Genomic DNA, 18344 nt, shown 5'->3' on the forward strand with positions numbered 1-18344 from the left:
GCTCAGCCCTTGTCATCATTGTCTTGAGTATCAGACTTGGCTGCGGAGCTTCCTTTACCCTTCGCCTTACCAGAGCCGTCCCAGGTCACAGTCGTGATCCGCGCTTTGGGATCTTCCGGCCAGTCCTTTTCCTTCGCGACACGCGCGATGAGCCCAGGCAGTGCGCTTTCGAGCGTACCTCGGTTTGGCACCGCAAATTCTGGCGGACGTGTGACAGTAAGCGATTCGCACTCAAGGTCGCAGGCGGTGCGCAGTCGCAGCCCTTCATCGAGGAAGGCGCGAATCTTGAAGAGCGCCAAAACGATGAGAAGCTCGGTCACTGCATCACCCAAGCGGTACCCGCGGATCTGCGCGAGATCGAGGTTGAAGTAGGCGGTGATTCTGGGCGCGCTGAACTCGGAGCGCGAGAACGGAACGTTTCCAAAGCCGCGAGCCGTGTCTCCCGAGGGATTAACGTGATCGTTTTTGACACCGCCGCTTTGCGCTTCTCGCACGTCTTCGGCTTCGATGAACGCCGACAGCGCGCGCGGGAGCCGCAGCCGGCCGCCGGCGAGGTCCGACTTGGCGAGAAAGACGCCGTGCAGAAGCGCGTTGGTATCCAGTCCCAGCAGCACAGAGGCAAGCTTGCGGATATCCACCGGGCCCTCCTCCATGCCGGCAAGTTCCCGCTTGAGTAGATTCAGCACCGAGCCGTCCTTGCCCTCGAGGATGTACGGCGAGTTGGTGCGATGGGCTTCGAGCACCGTGTTGGTGAGTGGTTGTCCGCCTTTGTCGAGCACTTTGATCACAGGCAGCCCTTGCAGCGGTGTCACCCAATCATCCGCCACCTTGTCCCAACAGACAGTTTCCAAGCGATTCGCCATGCTCTGCGCGGACTCGACGAGCAACATGCGCGTTCCGTCTGGGCCGTCGTAGGTCGCAGCCCCGAGGTTGGGGAACCCGGTGGGCTGAAAGCGCGTGCCCTGGAGAGGCTTCAGGCGCGCCTCGATGAGCAGGCGCGGGACGCTTTTGAGTGCGGAAAAGTCGAGCGACATGGGCATCCTCCTTCAAGCGGTGTATTCGAGAGATTCCTCGGGGGTTTCGGACTCGGGGGTGAGATCGAGCCAGCGCAGCAGGCGGCCCGTCTCGGCGAAGGTCAGCGGAATCGTCAGCGTGGCAAGCAGCCGCGGGCCATCGAGGCCTGCCGCGCGCGGCGGCTTGCGCCCGGGCAGCTTCACACCCAGCGCGCGCAGGCGTTGCCAGGCGATCTGCAAAGCGCTGTCGATGTCGCCGCTGGCCAGCCGTGCGGGGATCTCCGCGGGCAGGCGCAGGCTGCGGTCCGGTTGCAGCCACTCGCGCCCATCGATCTTGATCGCACGGAGCAGGGATTCCGGGGTGAAAAATGGCTTCAACAGCGCAAACGCAGGCAGCGGTGAAACGACCTCTGCGGCCTGCGGCTGCGTAACTTGCTCCAGCTTTACACACGCGAGGCCTGCGAGCAGTTCACCGATGCGCCGGTCGTCGGTTTCACCGTCGAGAAAGCGCTGCACGTCGGCAAGTGTGGCGCCCTTGCGGCTGCGCAGCAGCTCACCCTCGGCGTTCAGGCGCACCGCTTCGAGGTGACGGCGATGCAATACCGCTGCCAGATTGCGCGTGAGTGGTCCTGAGCCCCAGCAAGCGAGGTAGCTGTCTTTGTCCCAGGACTGGGCATCCCAAGTCATCGGCGCGAGGTGTGGACGCAGGCTCAGATATCGCTCTTTGCCGTTTCCTTCCACGGGTAAAGAAAGACCCGCAAGTGCGAGCGAAATGCGAAATTCGGGGCTACCGTCATTGGCCGCGCGCACCCACTCCGATGACAGCGTAGGCACCGGGACGCGGATCGCCTCACGTGTCTTGGGGCTCACTGCGCACAGAGCTTCGATCCGACCAAGCTGCCGCAGCACCTCCAGCACCACCGTGCGTCCGGGGTTTTGCGTAAGCGCGAACAACGCGGCATCCAGGCGCGCTGCGGCGGCGCGCAAGGCATTGGGGGCTTTGTCGTCTCGAGCGTAGCGCTGCACCGATGTCAGCCATTCGCGCCGATCGAGTTCGTCGATGAGATCGGCTTCGGGATTTCGCCGGACAGCGATACGTGAAAGGGGAGTCGCCAAGAACGCCTTGCCCGAGCGCATCACGAAGGCGTATCGCTGAAAGGCTGTAATGCCGCGATCCACTCCGAGCCGTGAGACGGCGCGTGCGAAATCCAGTCCATCACGCGCAGGGCGCGTGCCGAGCACTGCCCGGCCCTCATTCAATAAGGCGAGAACCTCTGCGATGCCAAAAGGTGAAGACCAGAGGGGCATCCAGATCTCGCCACGGGCGTCGGCATCATCCGCCAAGCTCGCGGCACTTGCGGTGGTCAGACGGCTGCGCACAGTAAACGGTGCCGAGAGCATTGCGGCACTGTTTGATTCCAGCCTTCGTACTGCGGATGCTGCAAAAAGCACGGCGCCTTCCAGCATCAGAACAAAATCCCAGGGATTGATGCGCGCATCACCCTCGAAGCCCGAAGTGGCGTTCGGACCGCCGGCACTGCCGGGCGAGAACTGGCCGATGGATCGCTCGACGAGTGTCGCGGAGGGCGTAGCAAACAGGGCGGTGCTGAGCAGCTCCTTCGCGTTCGGTAGTGCATCACCCGTATCGGTGTTGAACACTTCAACCAACCGCTGCATGAAGTTGTTGGTGAAGTCCAGCCGTCCGTCGTTGCCTCCGGTGCCGAGCAGTGGCGGATAAGCGGGACTCTCGTTGGTCAGAATGACACTGGCATCCAGCCAGCGCAGAAGCTGCTCCGGTGCGCGATTGCGCATTGCAGCTAGAAATGCCGCTTTTCGTTCTTCCTTGGGGCTTTCAGTCAGCTTGAACTCTTCGAGCGATTTGCGCGCGCAGTCGATGGCGGAGCGATATGACTCGAAGCGTTGTGCCTTGCTTGTTCCGATCGCACGGATGCCATCCTGATTATCCTTGGAGAAAAAGCCACTGCCGCCATTCCAGGGCGCAACGATGGGCGTCGGCTGATAACGTTGCAGGAAAAACTCCAGCAGCTCGTTCTCCTTCAACCAAGTACGCAGTACGAACTGATCATCGCGCCAAAAGCCCATGACGTCTGGATCGCCCGCCTGTTCGGCGACCAGGCGCAGGATTGCGAGTGCCTTGAGGTAGGACGCCAGCGGCGTCGGCGTGCAGCCAGGTAGCACGATTTCGTTGCGACCGCGGCCACTGAAATGACTCGGTTGCGGTTCGCGCGCCTCCTGGCTCGGCGCCCGGCTTGCCGCCTGGCACGTGCGCTCGGCGTGGGCGGTCAGCCGGTCTAGCGCCTGCAGCCGCTCGCGCAGGGAGAGCGCGCGCCAGCGCTTCAACTGTTCGCGGCGGCTGCCGTCGAACGTGGTCTTGGACCAATCGATAGGCTCTTGCTCGCTCATGGCTTGCCCTCGTCTTCGAGGATCCAGCGCAGATGCTGGACATCGTCCAGGTCTCGGGGTCTTCCGGCCGCTTCCTTCATGCGGATCAGGGTCGGGATGGCGACGAACCGTGCGGGGAGGCCGGGGGCGATCTCCCCGGCCAGCGCGTTTTCGTATTCCTGGTGGAAGTCGAATGGTTCGTGGACGAACACATCCACGGAGGTTTCGCGGTGGCGATCGCTGAGGAAATTGAGCACCTGCATGCCCTTGTCCTCGATCCAGTGCTGACGCTGTGCGGCGTCGGAGAACTGGGCAGCGGTGACGGGAACCACGGGCCGATAACCGATGCGGGCGAGGGCATCGAAAGCCGAGATGATATTGCTCGCATCGAGCGCAATGACGAGATCGATGTCGGCGGTAAAGCGCAGGTAGCCATGGGCGTTCACCGCAAGCCCACCGGCGACGAGGTAGCGCACGGCCGCGTCGTTGAGCGCCTTGGCCACAGCCTCGAAGGCATCGAGTTTCATACCTGCTCCTTGCGCGAGGCTCGCCAGTCGGCGACACGCACGAGCGCTTCGAGGTAGGCGAGGCGGAACGGGCCGAGTGTCGTGAGCAAACGACGGGTGCGGGTGGTCCACGAGGGGCCTTGTACCCCTTCGCCAAGCTGCATCAGATCGAGCGCGATCGTAGTCTCGGGGAGCCGCTCGCTATCAGCAAAGGTAAAGGCTGGCAGGCGATCGCCAGCCCACACCCCGCGCGCGAACAGGCGATTGTCGGGCGGCTCGCTTTCGTCGGGCAGCGCGCGCAGGCTCATGCGCACCTTGCCGTGATGCGCGGCGACCAAATAGGCGATGAGATCGGTGTGGTCGTCGCTCTTGTGATTCTGGCGATGCAGCCAGGCGAGCATGGAGGCGAGTTCGTGGCGGAAGTGCTTGCGTTCGATTTCACGTCCATCAACGGTGACGCGATACTTCGCGCGTGGCGGTTTGCGGTCCGGCTTACGCCCGGCCTTGGCCCAGAAACCGGGTCCGAGGTCTTGATTGGTGCCTTGGCGATGCGCGTCGCGCAGCATGGTGTCGAAGGCTTCGTGGGTTTTGCCGAGATCGTGCCAGCGGTCGGCGGTGACGACGGCATCTCGCTCGGCCCCGGCAAGGCCAAGTGCGATGCACAGCCGTTCGGCCTCACTTTGCGCATCCGCCAGATGCTGCGGCAGGGGCACGGCCTTGACGAGCAAGCTGCGGGGGTCACCGTCGTAGGCTTCGGGTTCCTGCTCGACCACCGTTTCACTGAGCAACGGTTCGACACAGACTTTTTCGCCTGCGGCGAAGCCCAGATCATTGCGATAGCCACCCGCACCGGCCGCGATCATCAAGACCAGGCCCGGGCGGAGCCGATCGTTCTTGGCGTGTCGCTGCCAGCGCCGTGCGAGCGGATCCCAGCGCCAGACCTGACCAGGTTCGAGCCGATCGAGCAGTGCCGGCACAGCCGACCTGCCAAGACTGGCCCGGCACAGCTCGTCGCGGCTCGGCGCAGGCTGCAAGGGGTTGTTCGGGTCATCGCCGAAATCGCGCCAGAAGATCAGCACGTCAGCGTCGTCTGCATCGCGCACGTAGGGCGCGATGTCCACGTCGAAGCCGGACAGGTCCGGGTCGGTGTTGAAGAAGTCGAGGAAATCCTTCTTGCGCAGAACCGGGTGCAGAGGCGCGGCTTCGTCGGTCGGCGGCAAATCCGCGGGGCTGGCGCTGGTCAGGTTCTCGATTTTTCTTCGCGCCGCGGTCAACGCGTCGGTATCGTAGGGTTGTGCCGCCTCTTTGTCGTCGGCGAGGTCGATCCAGTAAATGTCCGCGCCGCCGCTGTCGTTGTATTCACCGTAGCGATTGCAGCGACCGAAACGCTGCACCAGCGAAGACCAGGGCGCGAGTTCCGTGAACAGCACGCAACTGGATAGATCCACTCCGGCTTCGATGGCTTGGGTGGCGATGAGGATGCGGCCCTCTGGGGGTGGCTCTTCCTGAAGCCGTGCCTCGATGGCGCGGCGGTCGGGTCCACGGAAACGGGAGTGGATCAGCAGCGGTTGCGGGCGGGATGCAGGCTCGATCGCCAAGTCGCTTTGTTTACCCCGCTTGGCGGGTTTGGGGTTGAGCGATTCGTAGAGCGCCTGCGCACGTTCGACGGTGTTGAGGATGACCAGGGTTGTCGTGCCAGGACGATGCGCCTTCGATACCGCCCTCGCCAGCGACTCGATGTAGCTTCGGACGTCCGCCTTGGTGGTACCGGTGAACCGAGCTTCAGCTTGTTGCAAATGTTTGACGGCCTCACGCCGTGCGCGCACCGCGGGGTGCTGGGATTCCTGCTCGGTAAGGGTCAGGGTGTTGAGGCCATCGGCTGCATGGTCCACAGTCGTGAGCCAAGCGCGGTTGAGCGTGGCGGAGATCCAGAGGCTGCGGCTCTGTTTGGCGGACGCAAGCGATTTGCGGAAGGCTTCGAGCTGCGCGCTGGTCGGAAGCCCCGGCCCCATGAGCTGCACTTCGTCGAAAATCCAGAAGGCATCGTTATGCAGCCACGCGAAGTGCACCGGCCATTGATAGCGGCTCATGCCGTAGCCGCGCATCAATGCGCGCGACAGTAACATGTCCTGCGTGCCGATCAGGATCATGTCTTCTTCCGGGTACTCGGCCCAGGTGGCTTGGGCGACATCCTCCGAGCCCCCCATCAGCAGATGCACCGAGACCTTGCCGTCGCCGGGCTTGCCGAGGATCCCGAGATTTTTGAGCCAGTCTTGAACATTGCGATAAGTCTGCTCGACGAGCACCCGCATCGGCAGGCAGTAGATCAAGCGTCGCGGCGTCGCCGCGTCGATCTCGGCCTCGCGCCCGTTGCTGCGCCAGCCGCGCTTCCACAGCCAGGCGAGAGCGACGGCGGCGGTCTTGCCCATGCCGGTCGGCACTTCGAGCAAGTCGGGCCAGGGCTTTTCCGCCAGCCGTCGTTGGTAATCGAAGGGCCGGAAATTCTGATCGCCGGCACGGCCAAAGGCGGCGCGGAAGAAGTCGTCATAGGCGTTGGGCAGGTTCATGGTCGAGCTGGCGTTCAGGCGAGAAGCTCCACACTCACCCGCACCCGCTTCCACGGGTCGGCGTCGAGTGCGAGGGCCTGGATGTGGGCGGCGAGCCGCTCGCCGCGGTCGAGCATCTGGGCGACGGCGGTGTTTTCCGCGCGTGGCAGGTAGCCGATGCGCTGGCCTTGGAAGTGCACGGCCACGGCGCGCGGGTCGTAGGGGTTGGTGGGTTCGCGTACCAGTTGGAGCGGATCGCCGGGCTGCATCAGCGCCCATAGGCGTTCGCCGGCGTGGTACTGAAAGCCGGCCAGCGGCGATTGTTGGAGCAGGACGCGGCGTGAGGGAGCGGCCTGGCTCGGTGCACTGGCCACGGCCGCGGGCACAGCGAAGATGAGCGAGAGCAAGCGTCTGCGGTTCATGGCGTACCTCGGTATGGGTTCGGACTTACGCTAACCCCCCACAGGCTCACCAGATGAGCCTGTGTCCGTCGGGACGGGCGGCGGACGGCGCGCGGTCGCGGCATGGGCGTCGAGCGCCGCGCGCAGGCGTTGCAGGACGGCTTCGCGCAGCTCGGCCGGTTCCAGCACCTGCACGTCGGGGCCGTGGCGCATCAGGTCCATCACCAGTTCCTCGCTGCGGTGATAGGGCAGGCGGCGTATCAGCGAGCCGTCTTGGTGGCTTTGGTCTTGTTGCTGCGGATGCCAGGTTTCGGCGGCCACCCAGCGCGCGGCGCGTGGTGAGAAGCTCAGCACCGCGGTGGCGGTGGGCTCGCCGGCGTAGATGCCGTAGCTGGTGGCGAGGGTGCGGTCGAGCCGGTCTTCGGCGATGTCCAGCGCGGTCTCGTCCAGCGCTTCGGCGGCAATGATGCGGTCCAGCGCGAAGGTGCGCAGGTCGCAACGGGCGTGGCACCAGCCGTCCAGGTACCAGTTGTCGCGGTACAGAGTGAGTCGCTGCGGGGAGACGGTGCGTGTGCTGAGCTGGTCGTCGTGGCGCGCGTGGTATTGGATGCGCAGCCGGCGGCGTTGCGCGAGCGCGCCGGCGACGATGGGGAAGCAGTCCCCAGCGGGCCGTGCGGCCATGCGCAGCAGGCGCAAGCGCGCACGCCATTGGGGTACGCCGACGCCGCGTTGCTGGGCGAGCGCTTCCAGGCGGCTGCGGAATGGGCCGAGGATTTCGGCGAGCATGCCCAGGGGCTGGCGCCCCAGGATCTCGTCGAGCAAGAGCAGCGCCGCCAGTTCTTCGGCAGAGAACCACATACCGGGCAGTTCGAAGCGGCTGCCGGTTTCGTAACGGTAGCCGCCCAGTTCGCGGTCGTGGATCAGCGGGGCGCCGAGGGCGTCGCGCAGGAAGGCGAGGCTGCGGTTGAGGGTAGCGCGGGAGCAGCGGAGCTGCTGGCGCAGGTCTTGGGCCGTCAGCACCGTGCGCCGCCCCGTGAACAGGCGGTGCAATTGCCAGATGCGCTCGAACGGATCCACGCTCCCTCCCCGGCCTGGAACCAGGACGGATGATGCACGCGGGCGGTGGCGACGACAAATCTGGCCGCCGGCCGGTGCGATCTCCTGCAAGTGGACGGGGCGCGGCGGACCGCGCTGGCCGTAGAGTGCGCCGGCGTGTAGCGGGCCGTATCCTCGTACACGCGGCCCGATTCGACGATATGGAGGCATCACGATGGCGAAAACGGCACTCAAGCCCGGTGGCCGTTTCAAGAGCGCGGTCAGCGACGCCCAGGTCATGGTGGTCAAGGCGCCGCCCGGCGAACACGAGCTGCGCTGCGGCGGCAGCGACATGATCCCGGCCCATGCCCAAGGGGGCGGCAGCCTGCCCGCGGACGATACCGGTGAAGTGCTGATCGGCAAGCGCTACGTCAACGAGGACGAGTCGCTGGAGCTGTTGTGCACCAAGGGCGGCAAGGGCACGCTGGTGTTCAACGGCACGCCGCTGACGATCAAGCAGGCCAAGCAGTTGCCGTCGTCGGATTGAGCCGACTCCCCTTCTGTGCTCGCAAGAGCAGGGCGGGCAGCGCGGCGAGAGCGCAGCGAGTGACACCATGAACATCTCCACCATCCTGGACATGGCCGCCGAGGCGCACGGCGAGCGCATCGGCGTCGTCCACGGCGACATGCGTATGGACTACGCCGCCGTGCGCGAACGCGCACAGGCGGCCGCACGGGCGATCGAGGCCAGCGGCGCCCGTTACTTGGCGATGCTCGATGTCAGCAGCCCGGCGGTGCCCATCGCGATCTTCGGCGCGGCCTATGCCGGCGTGCCCTACGTGCCGCTCAACTATCGCCTGACCAAGCCCGAGATCAACGAGCTGCTCGCGCGCGTCGCGCCGGCCTACGTGGTGGTCGGCGAGGCTTACCGGGGTTCGATCGAGCCGCGCGATGATCTGCGGCTCGTCTCGCGCGCCGAGTTTCTCGCGTTGCCGCCGGCCGCTGACGCGCCGCTGCAGCCGGACGAGGATCCACGTGCGATCGCGGTGCAGCTCTTCACCAGCGGCACGACCGGCAAGCCCAAGGCCGCGATCCTGCGCCACGAGAACCTGATGTCCTACATCATGGGCACGGTCGAGTTCGCCAGCGCCGATGCGACCGATGCGATCGTGGTGACGGTGCCGCCGTATCACATCGCCGGCATCTCGGCGGTGCTGTCGAGCACCTGGGCGTGCCGGCGCATCGTCCTGCTCGAAAATTTCGAGCCTCGTGCCTGGCTCGATGCGATGCGCAGCGAATCCGTCAGCAACGCGTTTCTGGTGCCGACGATGCTGCAGCGCGTGGTCGAGTATCTCGACGCGCTCGGCGAGTCGCCCAAGCTGCCGGCGCTGCGCGCGCTCGCCTACGGCGGCGGCAAGATGCCGCTGTCGACGATCACGCGGGCGATGGCGCTGTTCCCGGACGTCGACTTCACCAACGCCTACGGCCTGACCGAGACCAGTTCCACGATCGCCGTGCTCGGCCCCGAGGATCATCGCGCCGCCGCCGTCAGTGATGATCCGAAGATCCGCCGCCGGCTCGGCTCGGTGGGCAAGCCGGCCGCAGTCGAGATCCAGATCCGCGACGAAAGCGGCAAGGTCCTCGGCGCCGAAGAAGCCGGCCTGGTGTTCGTGCGCGGGCCCCAAGTGTCGGGCGAGTACGAATCGCTCGGCAGCCAGCTCGATGCCGACGGCTGGTTCTGCACGCGCGATCGCGGCTATCTCGACGCCGATGGCTATCTGTATCTCGACGGCCGTGCCGACGATGTCATCGTTCGCGGTGGCGAGAACATCTCGCCCGGCGAGATCGAGGACGTGCTGCTGACCCATCCCGCGGTCGCCGACTGCGCCTGCGTGGCGATCCCCGACGAGCAGTGGGGCGAGGCGGTCGCCGCCGCCGTCGTGCTCAAGCCGGATGCCAGGGTCGAGCCTGCCGAGCTGCAGGATCTGGTGAAGGCCCGGCTGCGCTCCTCGCGTGTGCCGCAGACCATCGTGTTCAAGGACAGCCTGCCGTACAACGAGACCGGCAAGGTGTTGCGTCGCGTGATCCGACAGGAGTTCGCCCAGTGTTCACGGTAGACCGCACGCTGGACATCGATGCGCCGGCCGATGTGGTCTGGCAGGTGCTCACCGACTTTGCGCACTACGGCGAGTGGAATCCCTTTGTACCCGAGGCGCGCTGCGAGCTGCGCCCGGGCGGGGCGATCGAGATGCAGGTGAAGCTGCGGGACAAGCCACAATTCCAGCGCGAGTGGGTTCACAGCGTCGGGCCGGGCCAGACCTTCAGCTACCGCATGAAGCCGGTGCCGCTGGGCGCGCTGCGCAGCGAACGCGTGCAGATGCTCCAAGCGCTGGGGCCGAACCGCACGCGCTATATCTCGCACTTCGAGCTCGCCGGCTGGCTGCAGCCGCTGGTCAGCGCGATCTTCGGCGAGGCCATGCGCCAAGGCTTCGAGGCGATGGCGCTGGGCTTGAAGCGCCAGGCCGAGGCCAAGGCGCGCCGCTGAAGCGGCGGCGAATCTGCTGTACTTGCGGCATGGTCGCGCCGCAGGCCGAGGTCGAGCACACCGCGAGCCGTTACGCGGCGGCGTTGCTGCGCGCGCTGGGGCGCGCGGACGTCGCAGCGGCCGTCGCGCCGCGGCATCCGGCCGTGGCCGCGGCGCGCTGCGGCCTTTTGGCGCTGACCGGACCGAGCGAGGCGCCGCCGCGGCTCTGCCCGGCGCCGCTCGCCGCCTGCGCGGACGGCGCGCTGGCGGCGCTGGCCGCGCTCGCGCCGCCGCGGGCCTTGGATGATCTTTGCGGCGCCGCGCTGCTGACCGAACGTGCCGCGATCTTCGGTCATGCGCGGCGCGGCCGCGTCTCGCCCGGCGGCAGCGCGCGTCTGCTCGACACGCGCGACGGCGCCGTCGCGCTCAATCTTCCGCGCGACGACGACTGGACGCTACTGCCGGCGCTGCTCGAACGGGAGATCGCGCTCGACTGGCCGGCGCTGGCGGCCGCGGTACGCGACACCACGATGCACGAGTTGGTCGAGCGCGGCCGCGAGCTCGGGCTGGCGATCGCGCCCGTCGTGCCGGCGCCGCTGCGCCGAGCGCTCCTCGCCGTCCCGGCGAGGAACGAGCCAGCGGACGAAGTGCGCAGGCAGCGACGCCAGGATTCGCATCCGCGCGTGCTCGACCTTTCGTCGCTGTGGGCCGGCCCGCTGTGCAGCCATCTGCTGCAGCGCTGCGGCGCCGACGTGGTCAAGCTCGAAAGCACGCGCCGGCCGGACGGCGCGCGCAACGGTCCCGCAACGTTCTTCGATCTGCTGAACGCCGGCAAGCGCAGCGTCGCGCTCGACTTTGCCAGCGACGACGGCCGCGCGCGTCTGCGTGAGCTCATATCGAGGGCCGACATCGTCATCGAGGCCTCGCGGCCGCGTGCGCTGCGCCAGCTCGGCATCGACGCCGAGGCGATCGTCGCAAAGCGGCCGCACCTGACCTGGATCAGCCTCACCGGCTACGGCCGCGGCGCGCCGCAGGAACAGTGGATCGCCTACGGTGACGACGCCGGCGTGGCTGGAGGGCTCGCGTATCTGATGCGCCAGGTGCACGGTGCGCCGATGTTCGTCGGCGATGCGATCGCCGATCCGCTCGCCGGCCTGCACGCGGCGCTCGCCGCCTGGGCCGGCTGGTGCGCGGGCGGCGGTGGTCTGGTGTCGATCGCGCTGGTCGATGTCGTGCGCCAGATCGTCGGCTTCGAGGCGCCGGCGGATGCCGCCGGCTGGCGCCAGCGGGCGCGCGACTGGGCCGATGCGCTCGGGTCTGATGACATCCGCGCGCCGCAGGCACGCCGCGCAGCGGCGCGCGCGCCAGCGCTGGGCGCCGACAATGCGCGCGTGTTCGCGGACTGGGGCATCGCATGCTGATCCGCGCCGCCGAGATCGACGGTCGCCGGCTCGACGTGCGCATCGCCGGTGCACGCATCGCCGAGATCGGCGAGGCGCTGATCGCCACCGCCGGTGCGCAGGTGATCGACGCCGATGGCGCCGCGCTGCTGCCGGGCCTGCACGATCACCACATCCATCTGCGTGCACTCGCCGCGGCGCGCGCCTCGGTCGACTGCGGTCCGCCCAAGGTGCGCGATGCGGCAGGGCTGGCGGAGGCGCTGCGCGCCGCCGATGCGCGCCTCGAAGCCGGCGCCTGGCTGCGCGGCATCGGCTATCACGAGTCGGTGATGGGCGAGCTCGATCGCGCCGCGCTCGACGCGCTGCTGCCGCAGCGGCCGCTGCGCATCCAGCACCGCAGCGGCCGGCTGTGGGTGTTCAACAGCGCGGCGATCGAGCGGCTCGCGCCGGATGCCGCGGCGCCGCTGGATCGGCGCCGCGGGCATCTGCTCGATTCCGACGACTGGCTGCGCGCACGCCTGCGCACGCAGCCGCCGTCGCTGCGCGCGATCAGCCTTGAGCTCGCCGCCCATGGCGTCACCGGCGTCACCGACACCACCCATCACAACGGCCCCGCGGCGCTCGCCGACTTTGCCGCGGCGCGCGCGCGCGGTGAGCTGTTGCAGCGGGTGCGCGTGATGGGCGATGCGCGACTGGACGATGAAACCGATCGCGCCGGCGCGGAGCGTGGCGAGCACAAGTTCCATCTGCACGAGCACGCGCTGCCGGCGCTCGATGCGTTGATCGACGCGATCCGCCGCAGCCACGATCACGGCCGCGGCTGTGCCTTTCATTGCGTGACGCGCACCGAGCTGGTGTTCGCGCTGGCGGCGCTGCGGGCGGCCGGGGTCTGGCGCGACCGCATCGAGCATGCCGCGGTCGCGCCGCCGGAGCTGGTCGAGGACATCGCCGCGCTGGGGCTCACCGTCGTCACCCAGCCGGGCTTCATCGCCGCGCGCGGCGACGATTATCTGCGCGAGGTCGAGCGCGAGGACCAGCCGTGGCTCTACCGCCTGCGCGGCTTCGTCGATGCCGGCGTGCCGCTGGCGCTGTCCACCGATGCGCCGTACACCGATGCCGATCCCTGGGCCGCGATCGCCGCCGCGGCCACGCGGCGCACCACCAGCGGCGCGGTGCTCGGCGCCGGCGAGGCTTTATCGCCGGCAGAGGCGCTCGCGCGTTTTCTGACGCCGGCCGCGCAGCCTGGGGGCAACGCGCGCCGTCTGCGCCCCGGGGTCTGCGCCGACCTGTGTCTGCTCGACCGCGGACTAGCCGAGGCGCTGCGCGATCCGGCCGCGGTGCGCGTGCGCGCCTGTGTCATCGACGGCGCGCTGGTGTACCGCGCGGGCGGCGGCACGTCGCCGCAAGCAAAGCAAGCCCAATAGCGCCAGCAGCGCCCCGGCGCCGAAGGCGCCGCCGAAACGGCCGCGATCGGGCTCGCCGCCGGGCGCACCGCCGCCATCGCCGCCGTCATCGGCCTTGCACGCAAAGGCGCTGAAGTCCTCGACCACACCGACCAGGTCGGTGCTCGAGCGCGACGGCGCGATCGCGTTCAAGCCCATGCCGCGCTTGGCGAAGCCGCCCGAGCAGGCGGCGTAGTCGTCGTAGTCGCTGGCGAGCACCACCGCGAGCACGGCGTCGCGGCCCTCGGTGTAGGTCGCGTCCGCCGGCGTCATCTTGAAGCCGCCGATGATGTAGTCCTTCATGCGGCGCTGCGCCTCGTCGAAGGGGTGGCGGGCGAGCAGCGCGGCGTAGCACTCCCACATGGCGTTGGCCCAGATCTCGCCGGCGTTGTGCACGGCGGAGTTGCTCGTGCCGGGGCCGCCGTCGGGGGTCGGCTCGCCGTCGGCGATGTGGCGGAAGGTGAACGCGTTCTTGGCGAAGTCGGTCGAGTAGGGCACGCGCCGGATGCCGCTAAAGAAATTGTTGCTCACGTACCACGCCAGACCGTAGGCGCCCTGGTAGGCGTCGTTGCCAGGGACCAGGCGGTCGTCCGCGCGTACCGAGAACATCAGGCTGTCGATGTCGCCCCAGCCCTCGCTCATCGCGCTCGACTGCTGGTTGCTCGAATCGGTCAGGCGATGGTGGACGTAGTGGAAGAACTCGTGCGCGATGATCTGGTTGTCGAGCGTGCCGTCGAGATCGATCGAGGGCTCGCGCTGCAGGTGCATGGTCACCGTCGCACCGGCGGCGAGCTGTGCCTTGAGCGCCTCGCCGTCGGCCTTGCGGATCATCACCGCCGGGATCTGGTAGATCGGGTCGGTGGGGCTGGCACCGGCGTTGATGGGGATGTCGCCGTTGCCCATCGAGATCGGATCACCGTCGGCGTTGTTGACCACGATCAGCGCCTGCGCGCCGGAGAGCAGCGCATGCTGGGCCTTGGTGGTGAAGTTGCAGTTGCCACGGTCGATCAGCGCGATGTTGCCGGCCAGCGCCGGGTCCGGCAGCGCCGGCACCGCCGGCGGCGGCAGCGGCAGGCCCGGGTCGGGCACTGCCTCGCCGCAGCCGTCGCTCGCGGCCACGCCCTCGGACTCGCTCGCCAGCACCAGCGTGCCGTCGATGCTGTACTCGGTCGGACCGAATGCGGCGGCGGCGAACTTGAGCGGCTCGCCCTGCACCGGGCCGGTCTGGCGCACCTCGCCGACGGTGATGCCGTCGAACAGGTATTGCTGCATCACCGGCGAGCTGCCGTCGGCCGGCGTCGCCATGTTGGCGTTGTTGCGCCCCGAGCCGTCCTGGCCTTGCGCCAGGATCGGATCGCCGTCGACGCCGCCGCGGCCGTAGTTGTCGCGCTGCGCGTTGCCGGCGGCCTCGTCGAAGCCGTGGTTGTACCACCAGTCGTGCAGCCAGTTGTTCATGAAGAACAGGTTCACCACCGCCGCCGCCTGGGCGTTGGCGGTCGCGGGGTCCTCGTCGGCCTCGAGCGGGTAGTCGAAGCTGCGGTCGCCGGTCGTGGTCGCGCGCAGTTCGAGCTCCGGCACGCAGGAGTTCACCGGCGGCGGCACCGCGAGGCCCACCGACGGCAGGTCGATGTTGTCGAGGCAGGCATCGACGTTGTTGCCGGTCGTGGTCGTGGCGTCGTCGGCGAGCCAGGGATCGCCGGTGACGATGCCCGCATGCTCCAGCGTGACGAGCTGCGTGGGTGCGCCGGTGCGCGTGATCGGATCGTTCGGCGCGCTGCCGGGGAACGGCGCATAGGCGTTGCCAAGCGGCGCGTCGTAGGGCTGGTACGGCGGCGTGGCATCGGCGAAGACGCGGTAGGTGAAGGCGGCGTCCGACTTCAAGTTCTTGCGATGCAGGATGCGCAGGTCGTTGGCGGAGACCACCAGCGCGTAGGCGCTCAGGTCGTGATTGGCCTTGGCGCGCGCGAACAACTCGACGTGGTAGGCCGGGATCAAGCCGCCGCGCTGCGGATACCACACGCGGCGCACGCGCGGTGCGCGCTCGAAGGCGTGGCTGCCAGCGAGCGCCGGCATCGAGAACAGGGTCCAGTCGCCGCGCACTTCGGTTGGCCGCAGCAGTGCCGCATCGACGGCGCCGCCGAGGCTGGCCCAGGCCGCGGCGATGGCCTGCGGCGCGCTGTGGGCGAAGCTCAGCGTGGAAACGAGCGCCGGGTCGTAATCCGTCGCGAAGTAGCCGGAGACGGCGATCGGCTTGTAGCGGCGATCGAGCAGCACGTTGAGCGAGCGGTAGAAGACCTCGATGCCGCCGACGCGCTGGCGCAGGCGCACCACGGCCGGACCGTTGCCGTTGAACTGCGCGTCGCTGACCTGCGCCTCGTCGATCATCGCGGCGGTTAGGCGCAGGTGCTTGGCCTCGCTGCGCAGGTGCGCACGCGCATGCGCGATCAAAAGCTCGCGTTCGGTCAGCGCGCCGACGGCGGCGACCGGCGCATCCTGCTTCGCCCACAGGAAGGTCGGTTTGCCCAGGCTGCGGTCGTAGAGCGCGGCCTGGTGGCGGCCGTGCAGATCGACCACCGGATAAGCGACGCCGGCGTTGGCGAGGCTGAACACGTCGAAGTTGGCCAGCCCCGGCAGCTCCTGGTCCTTGAGTCCCCCGAAGCCCGAGGCCAGGGTGGAATGCGCCAGCGCCTTGCTCGGTGCCGGCACACAGGAAGCGGGTGCCAACGCCGTCAGCGTCAGGCGGCCGCGGTAAGGCGTCGGCTGCGAGGCGATGAACGGACAGGCGACGATGCTGTAGACCCCGGCCTCGGGATTGTTGACGCCGACGTTCTCCTCGGGGCTGCCGCCGTCGCTGTAGCCGACCATCTCGCCGTCGCGGTAGACCGCGAGCACCAGGTCGGGGTCGGTGAACAGGCCGGCCGGATCCGGTGTGCCTTCGTCCCATTCGATGTGGAACTCGGCGGTGACGGTCAGCCCGTCGTAAACGCCCTCAGGCACCGTCAGCTGGATGACGTGCGTGTCGTCGACGCCGCCATCGAGGCAGGGGACCGGCGCATCGACCACGCCGCCGGTGGTGCCGATGCCGGAGACGCCGGGCAGCGCCGTGCCGGTCCATTCGGCGACGACGGACTCGCCGGGCGCGCTCGGGACGCTGACATCCTGGGAGGCCGGATCGGCCGCTTGCGCGAGGCCACCCAGCAGACTCGCCGCGACCAGCGCGGCGCGGCGGACGAGGGGATGAGGCATGGTGCACGAACCTCTTGGGCGATGCGGCGTCCGTGCCGGGACGGGGGATGCCCGGTCTTGGCGGGTCGGCCGTCATCCTACGCCAGGTCCGCCTCGGCGGACGAGTGGGTAATCCTCCACGGCCCGCCGCCACGCGATCGTTTAGATCAGCGCTCGCCCGGCGATCCACGGATGCAGGAAGATCAAGAGCGCGCTGATCAAAAGTCCGGCGATGGCGCTGAGCACGGTCTTGCCGGCGCCGACCGGCGCCGGCTTGACCCAGGCGCCGTCACGGCGGTTGATGAAGATCACTTCGAGCACCGCCCAGGCGAGCAGGCCGCCGAACAGGATGATCGAGCGCGTCTCGCCGTTGGCCAGCAGATGGGCGACGGCCCACAGCTTCACGCCGGTGAGCTGCGGGTGCCGGATGATGCGCTTGATGTCGGTGGGCGCCCGCGCGCTGATGAACAGGATCACCGCGATCGGCACCAGCAGCATGGTCGCGTGGCGCATGCCCGGCGGCGGCAGCCACAGACTGGTCGGCGGCATCGCGCGCCAGCCGAACACGATCAACAGCAGCGCCGCGACCAGCGCCAGCGAGAACAGGCCCTTGTACGGATTCAAGCCGATGCGCTCGATCAGCGCGCGGCGGGCAGCGGGCGCGAGCGCGACGGACAGATGGATCGCGGCCCACAGAAAGACGCCGAGCGTCAGCAGCATGTCGGTCTCCGCTTGCGTTGGGTGCTGGCGATGACGCCCAGCATAGCGGCATGCGCGTGCGAGCGGAACGAGCGGAACATGCGCCGATCAGCGGGTCTTGCGCACGCTGACCACGGGGCGTGGATGCGCGGGGCGTCGCTCGTCCGCCGTCGATAGCCGCTCGCCGCGCAAGACTCGCTCGTAGAGGGCGAGATAGCCGCGCGCCATGTCCTCCACGCGCGACACGCGCTCGCGGCAGCGCCGCGCCCATTGCCGGCGTTGCTGCGGCGAGAACGCGAGCGCTTCGCGCACCGCCTCGCGCGCCGCGGCATAGCTGTCGACCAGCCAGCCGGTCTCGCCGTGCTGCACGAACTCCGGCAGGGCGCCGTTGGGCGTGCACAGCACCGGCGTGCCGCTCGCCATGGCTTCGAGCACCACGAGGCCCGCCGGCTCGTGCCAGTTGACGGCGTGGAACAGCACCGGTGCGCGTGCCAGAAGATCGAGCTTGATCGCGCCGTCGACGTAACCGAGCCGCTGCACCAGACGCTGCGTCTTGATCGGATGCCGGCACCAGTGGCCCCAGACGCCGGGGCGCAGCCAGGGCGAGTATTTGCCGCTCATCTTCAGCGGCAGGTCGAGATCGAGCGCCAGATCCATCGCCGTGCGCGCGTTCTTGTGCGGCCATTCCATGCGCGCGAGGAACAGCAGATAGCGGTCTTTTTCCTCGGAGTAGCGGTAATCATCGGCGGGCACGCCGTTGCGCACGAAGCAGCGGCGGCCATGCAGACGCGCGTGCGACTCGCTGACGAACACGGTGTTGGTCAGCAGGCGCGCGTCCGGCCCGCGATTGCCGTGCTCGGTGATCAGGTACGGGACCGCGATCGCCTCCGGGTCGGGCGGCATGCGGTGCAGATGGACGACGTCACAGTCCCGCGGGATCACCTGCGCCAACGGTGTGTCGCGATCGCATGGGATCAGCTTGGCGCCCGGCACGGCGTGCTCGATGCCGCTCGCCGCGTTGGCGATCAGGCTCACGCGCAGACCCTGGGCGATCTGCGCACGGATCAGCCAGTACACCACGCGTTCGGTGCCGCCATAGCCCACCGGCGGGATCGGGTAGGCGGTCGGACAGTAGTGGACGATGTGCATG

General features: G+C 68.2%; 14 protein-coding genes. 5 read left to right on the top strand and 9 right to left on the bottom strand.

The genetic code is table 11. The features are described 5' to 3' along the window. Nucleotides 1-2: 2 nt before the first annotated feature. The 6 genes from cas7g to ABSH63_RS02385 are packed head-to-tail and all read right to left on the bottom strand — an operon-like array spanning nt 3 to nt 7946. A complete protein-coding gene (gene cas7g, locus ABSH63_RS02360; RefSeq protein ID WP_352887100.1) occupies nt 3-1034 on the bottom strand; it encodes a type I-G CRISPR-associated RAMP protein Csb1/Cas7g in 1032 nt (343 codons plus the stop codon). A gap of 12 nt (nt 1035-1046) precedes the next feature. After that, nucleotides 1047-3437, bottom strand: a complete 2391-nt coding sequence (gene cas8g1 / locus ABSH63_RS02365) for a type I-G CRISPR-associated protein Cas8g1/Csx17 (RefSeq protein WP_352887103.1) — start codon at nt 3435-3437, stop codon at nt 1047-1049. Next, nucleotides 3434-3943 (bottom strand): hypothetical protein, encoded by a 510-nt coding sequence (locus tag ABSH63_RS02370; protein ID WP_352887105.1) that lies wholly within the window; start codon nt 3941-3943, stop codon nt 3434-3436. The genes cas8g1 and ABSH63_RS02370 overlap by 4 nt, the downstream gene beginning before the upstream one ends. Beyond that, entirely contained in the window at nt 3940-6489 is a 2550-nt protein-coding gene (gene cas3g / locus ABSH63_RS02375) for a type I-G CRISPR-associated helicase/endonuclease Cas3g (RefSeq protein ID WP_352887108.1), read from the bottom strand. Before cas3g ends, ABSH63_RS02370 begins: the two co-directional genes overlap by 4 nt. A gap of 14 nt (nt 6490-6503) precedes the next feature. Further along, nucleotides 6504-6890 carry an HIRAN domain-containing protein gene (locus ABSH63_RS02380; RefSeq protein ID WP_352887111.1) on the bottom strand — a complete coding sequence of 129 codons (387 nt, stop codon included), beginning with the start codon at nt 6888-6890 and terminating at the stop codon, nt 6504-6506. Nucleotides 6891-6920: 30 nt separating this feature from the next. Continuing rightward, nucleotides 6921-7946 (bottom strand): helix-turn-helix transcriptional regulator, encoded by a 1026-nt coding sequence (locus tag ABSH63_RS02385; protein ID WP_352887114.1) that lies wholly within the window; start codon nt 7944-7946, stop codon nt 6921-6923. Between the two features lie 193 nt (nt 7947-8139). On the opposite strand from ABSH63_RS02385, the gene ABSH63_RS02390 reads away from it, so the two are divergent. The 5 genes from ABSH63_RS02390 to ABSH63_RS02410 all read left to right on the top strand — a co-directional run bounded on the left by ABSH63_RS02390 (nt 8140) and on the right by ABSH63_RS02410 (nt 13252). Beyond that, nucleotides 8140-8451 carry a hypothetical protein gene (locus ABSH63_RS02390; protein WP_352887116.1) on the top strand — a complete coding sequence of 104 codons (312 nt, stop codon included), beginning with the start codon at nt 8140-8142 and terminating at the stop codon, nt 8449-8451. Between the two features lie 67 nt (nt 8452-8518). Then, a complete protein-coding gene (locus ABSH63_RS02395; protein WP_352887117.1) occupies nt 8519-10021 on the top strand; it encodes a class I adenylate-forming enzyme family protein in 1503 nt (500 codons plus the stop codon). Further along, the gene (locus ABSH63_RS02400; protein WP_352887119.1) at nt 10009-10449 is read left to right on the top strand and encodes an SRPBCC family protein; all 441 of its coding nucleotides are present in this window, start codon (nt 10009-10011) and stop codon (nt 10447-10449) included. The genes ABSH63_RS02395 and ABSH63_RS02400 overlap by 13 nt, the downstream gene beginning before the upstream one ends. 29 nt (nt 10450-10478) lie before the next feature. Continuing rightward, a complete protein-coding gene (locus ABSH63_RS02405) occupies nt 10479-11849 on the top strand; it encodes a CoA transferase (protein WP_352887121.1) in 1371 nt (456 codons plus the stop codon). Further along, nucleotides 11843-13252, top strand: coding sequence for an amidohydrolase family protein (locus ABSH63_RS02410; protein WP_352887123.1), 1410 nt, complete (start codon nt 11843-11845; stop codon nt 13250-13252). The genes ABSH63_RS02405 and ABSH63_RS02410 overlap by 7 nt, the downstream gene beginning before the upstream one ends. Here ABSH63_RS02410 and ABSH63_RS02415 read toward each other — a convergent pair. The 3 genes from ABSH63_RS02415 to ABSH63_RS02425 all read right to left on the bottom strand — a co-directional run bounded on the left by ABSH63_RS02415 (nt 13136) and on the right by ABSH63_RS02425 (nt 18343). Then, entirely contained in the window at nt 13136-16516 is a 3381-nt protein-coding gene (locus ABSH63_RS02415) for a M36 family metallopeptidase (RefSeq protein ID WP_352887125.1), read from the bottom strand. The two genes, ABSH63_RS02410 and ABSH63_RS02415, sit on opposite strands and share 117 nt — an antisense overlap. 141 nt (nt 16517-16657) lie before the next feature. Beyond that, the gene (locus ABSH63_RS02420; RefSeq protein WP_352887126.1) at nt 16658-17215 is read right to left on the bottom strand and encodes an NnrU family protein; all 558 of its coding nucleotides are present in this window, start codon (nt 17213-17215) and stop codon (nt 16658-16660) included. A gap of 87 nt (nt 17216-17302) precedes the next feature. Continuing rightward, a complete protein-coding gene (locus ABSH63_RS02425; protein ID WP_352887127.1) occupies nt 17303-18343 on the bottom strand; it encodes a glycosyltransferase in 1041 nt (346 codons plus the stop codon). Nucleotide 18344: the final 1 nt, after the last annotated feature.

It is taken from the genome of Sinimarinibacterium thermocellulolyticum (genome assembly GCF_040327995.1).
In the GTDB taxonomy this organism is placed as follows: Bacteria; Pseudomonadota; Gammaproteobacteria; order Nevskiales; family Nevskiaceae; genus Solimonas; species Solimonas thermocellulolyticum.

Coding starts and splice junctions, on each gene's coding strand:
- ABSH63_RS02410 (WP_352887123.1), top strand. CDS start 11,843: ATGCTGATCCGCGCCGCCGAGATCGACGGTCGCCGGCTCGACGTGCGC.
- ABSH63_RS02370 (WP_352887105.1), bottom strand. CDS start 3,943: ATGAAACTCGATGCCTTCGAGGCTGTGGCCAAGGCGCTCAACGACGCG.
- ABSH63_RS02420 (WP_352887126.1), bottom strand. CDS start 17,215: ATGCTGCTGACGCTCGGCGTCTTTCTGTGGGCCGCGATCCATCTGTCC.
- ABSH63_RS02425 (WP_352887127.1), bottom strand. CDS start 18,343: ATGCACATCGTCCACTACTGTCCGACCGCCTACCCGATCCCGCCGGTG.
- cas7g (WP_352887100.1), bottom strand. CDS start 1,034: ATGTCGCTCGACTTTTCCGCACTCAAAAGCGTCCCGCGCCTGCTCATC.
- cas3g (WP_352887108.1), bottom strand. CDS start 6,489: ATGAACCTGCCCAACGCCTATGACGACTTCTTCCGCGCCGCCTTTGGC.
- ABSH63_RS02395 (WP_352887117.1), top strand. CDS start 8,519: ATGAACATCTCCACCATCCTGGACATGGCCGCCGAGGCGCACGGCGAG.
- ABSH63_RS02380 (WP_352887111.1), bottom strand. CDS start 6,890: ATGAACCGCAGACGCTTGCTCTCGCTCATCTTCGCTGTGCCCGCGGCC.
- ABSH63_RS02415 (WP_352887125.1), bottom strand. CDS start 16,516: ATGCCTCATCCCCTCGTCCGCCGCGCCGCGCTGGTCGCGGCGAGTCTG.
- ABSH63_RS02390 (WP_352887116.1), top strand. CDS start 8,140: ATGGCGAAAACGGCACTCAAGCCCGGTGGCCGTTTCAAGAGCGCGGTC.
- ABSH63_RS02405 (WP_352887121.1), top strand. CDS start 10,479: ATGGTCGCGCCGCAGGCCGAGGTCGAGCACACCGCGAGCCGTTACGCG.
- cas8g1 (WP_352887103.1), bottom strand. CDS start 3,437: ATGAGCGAGCAAGAGCCTATCGATTGGTCCAAGACCACGTTCGACGGC.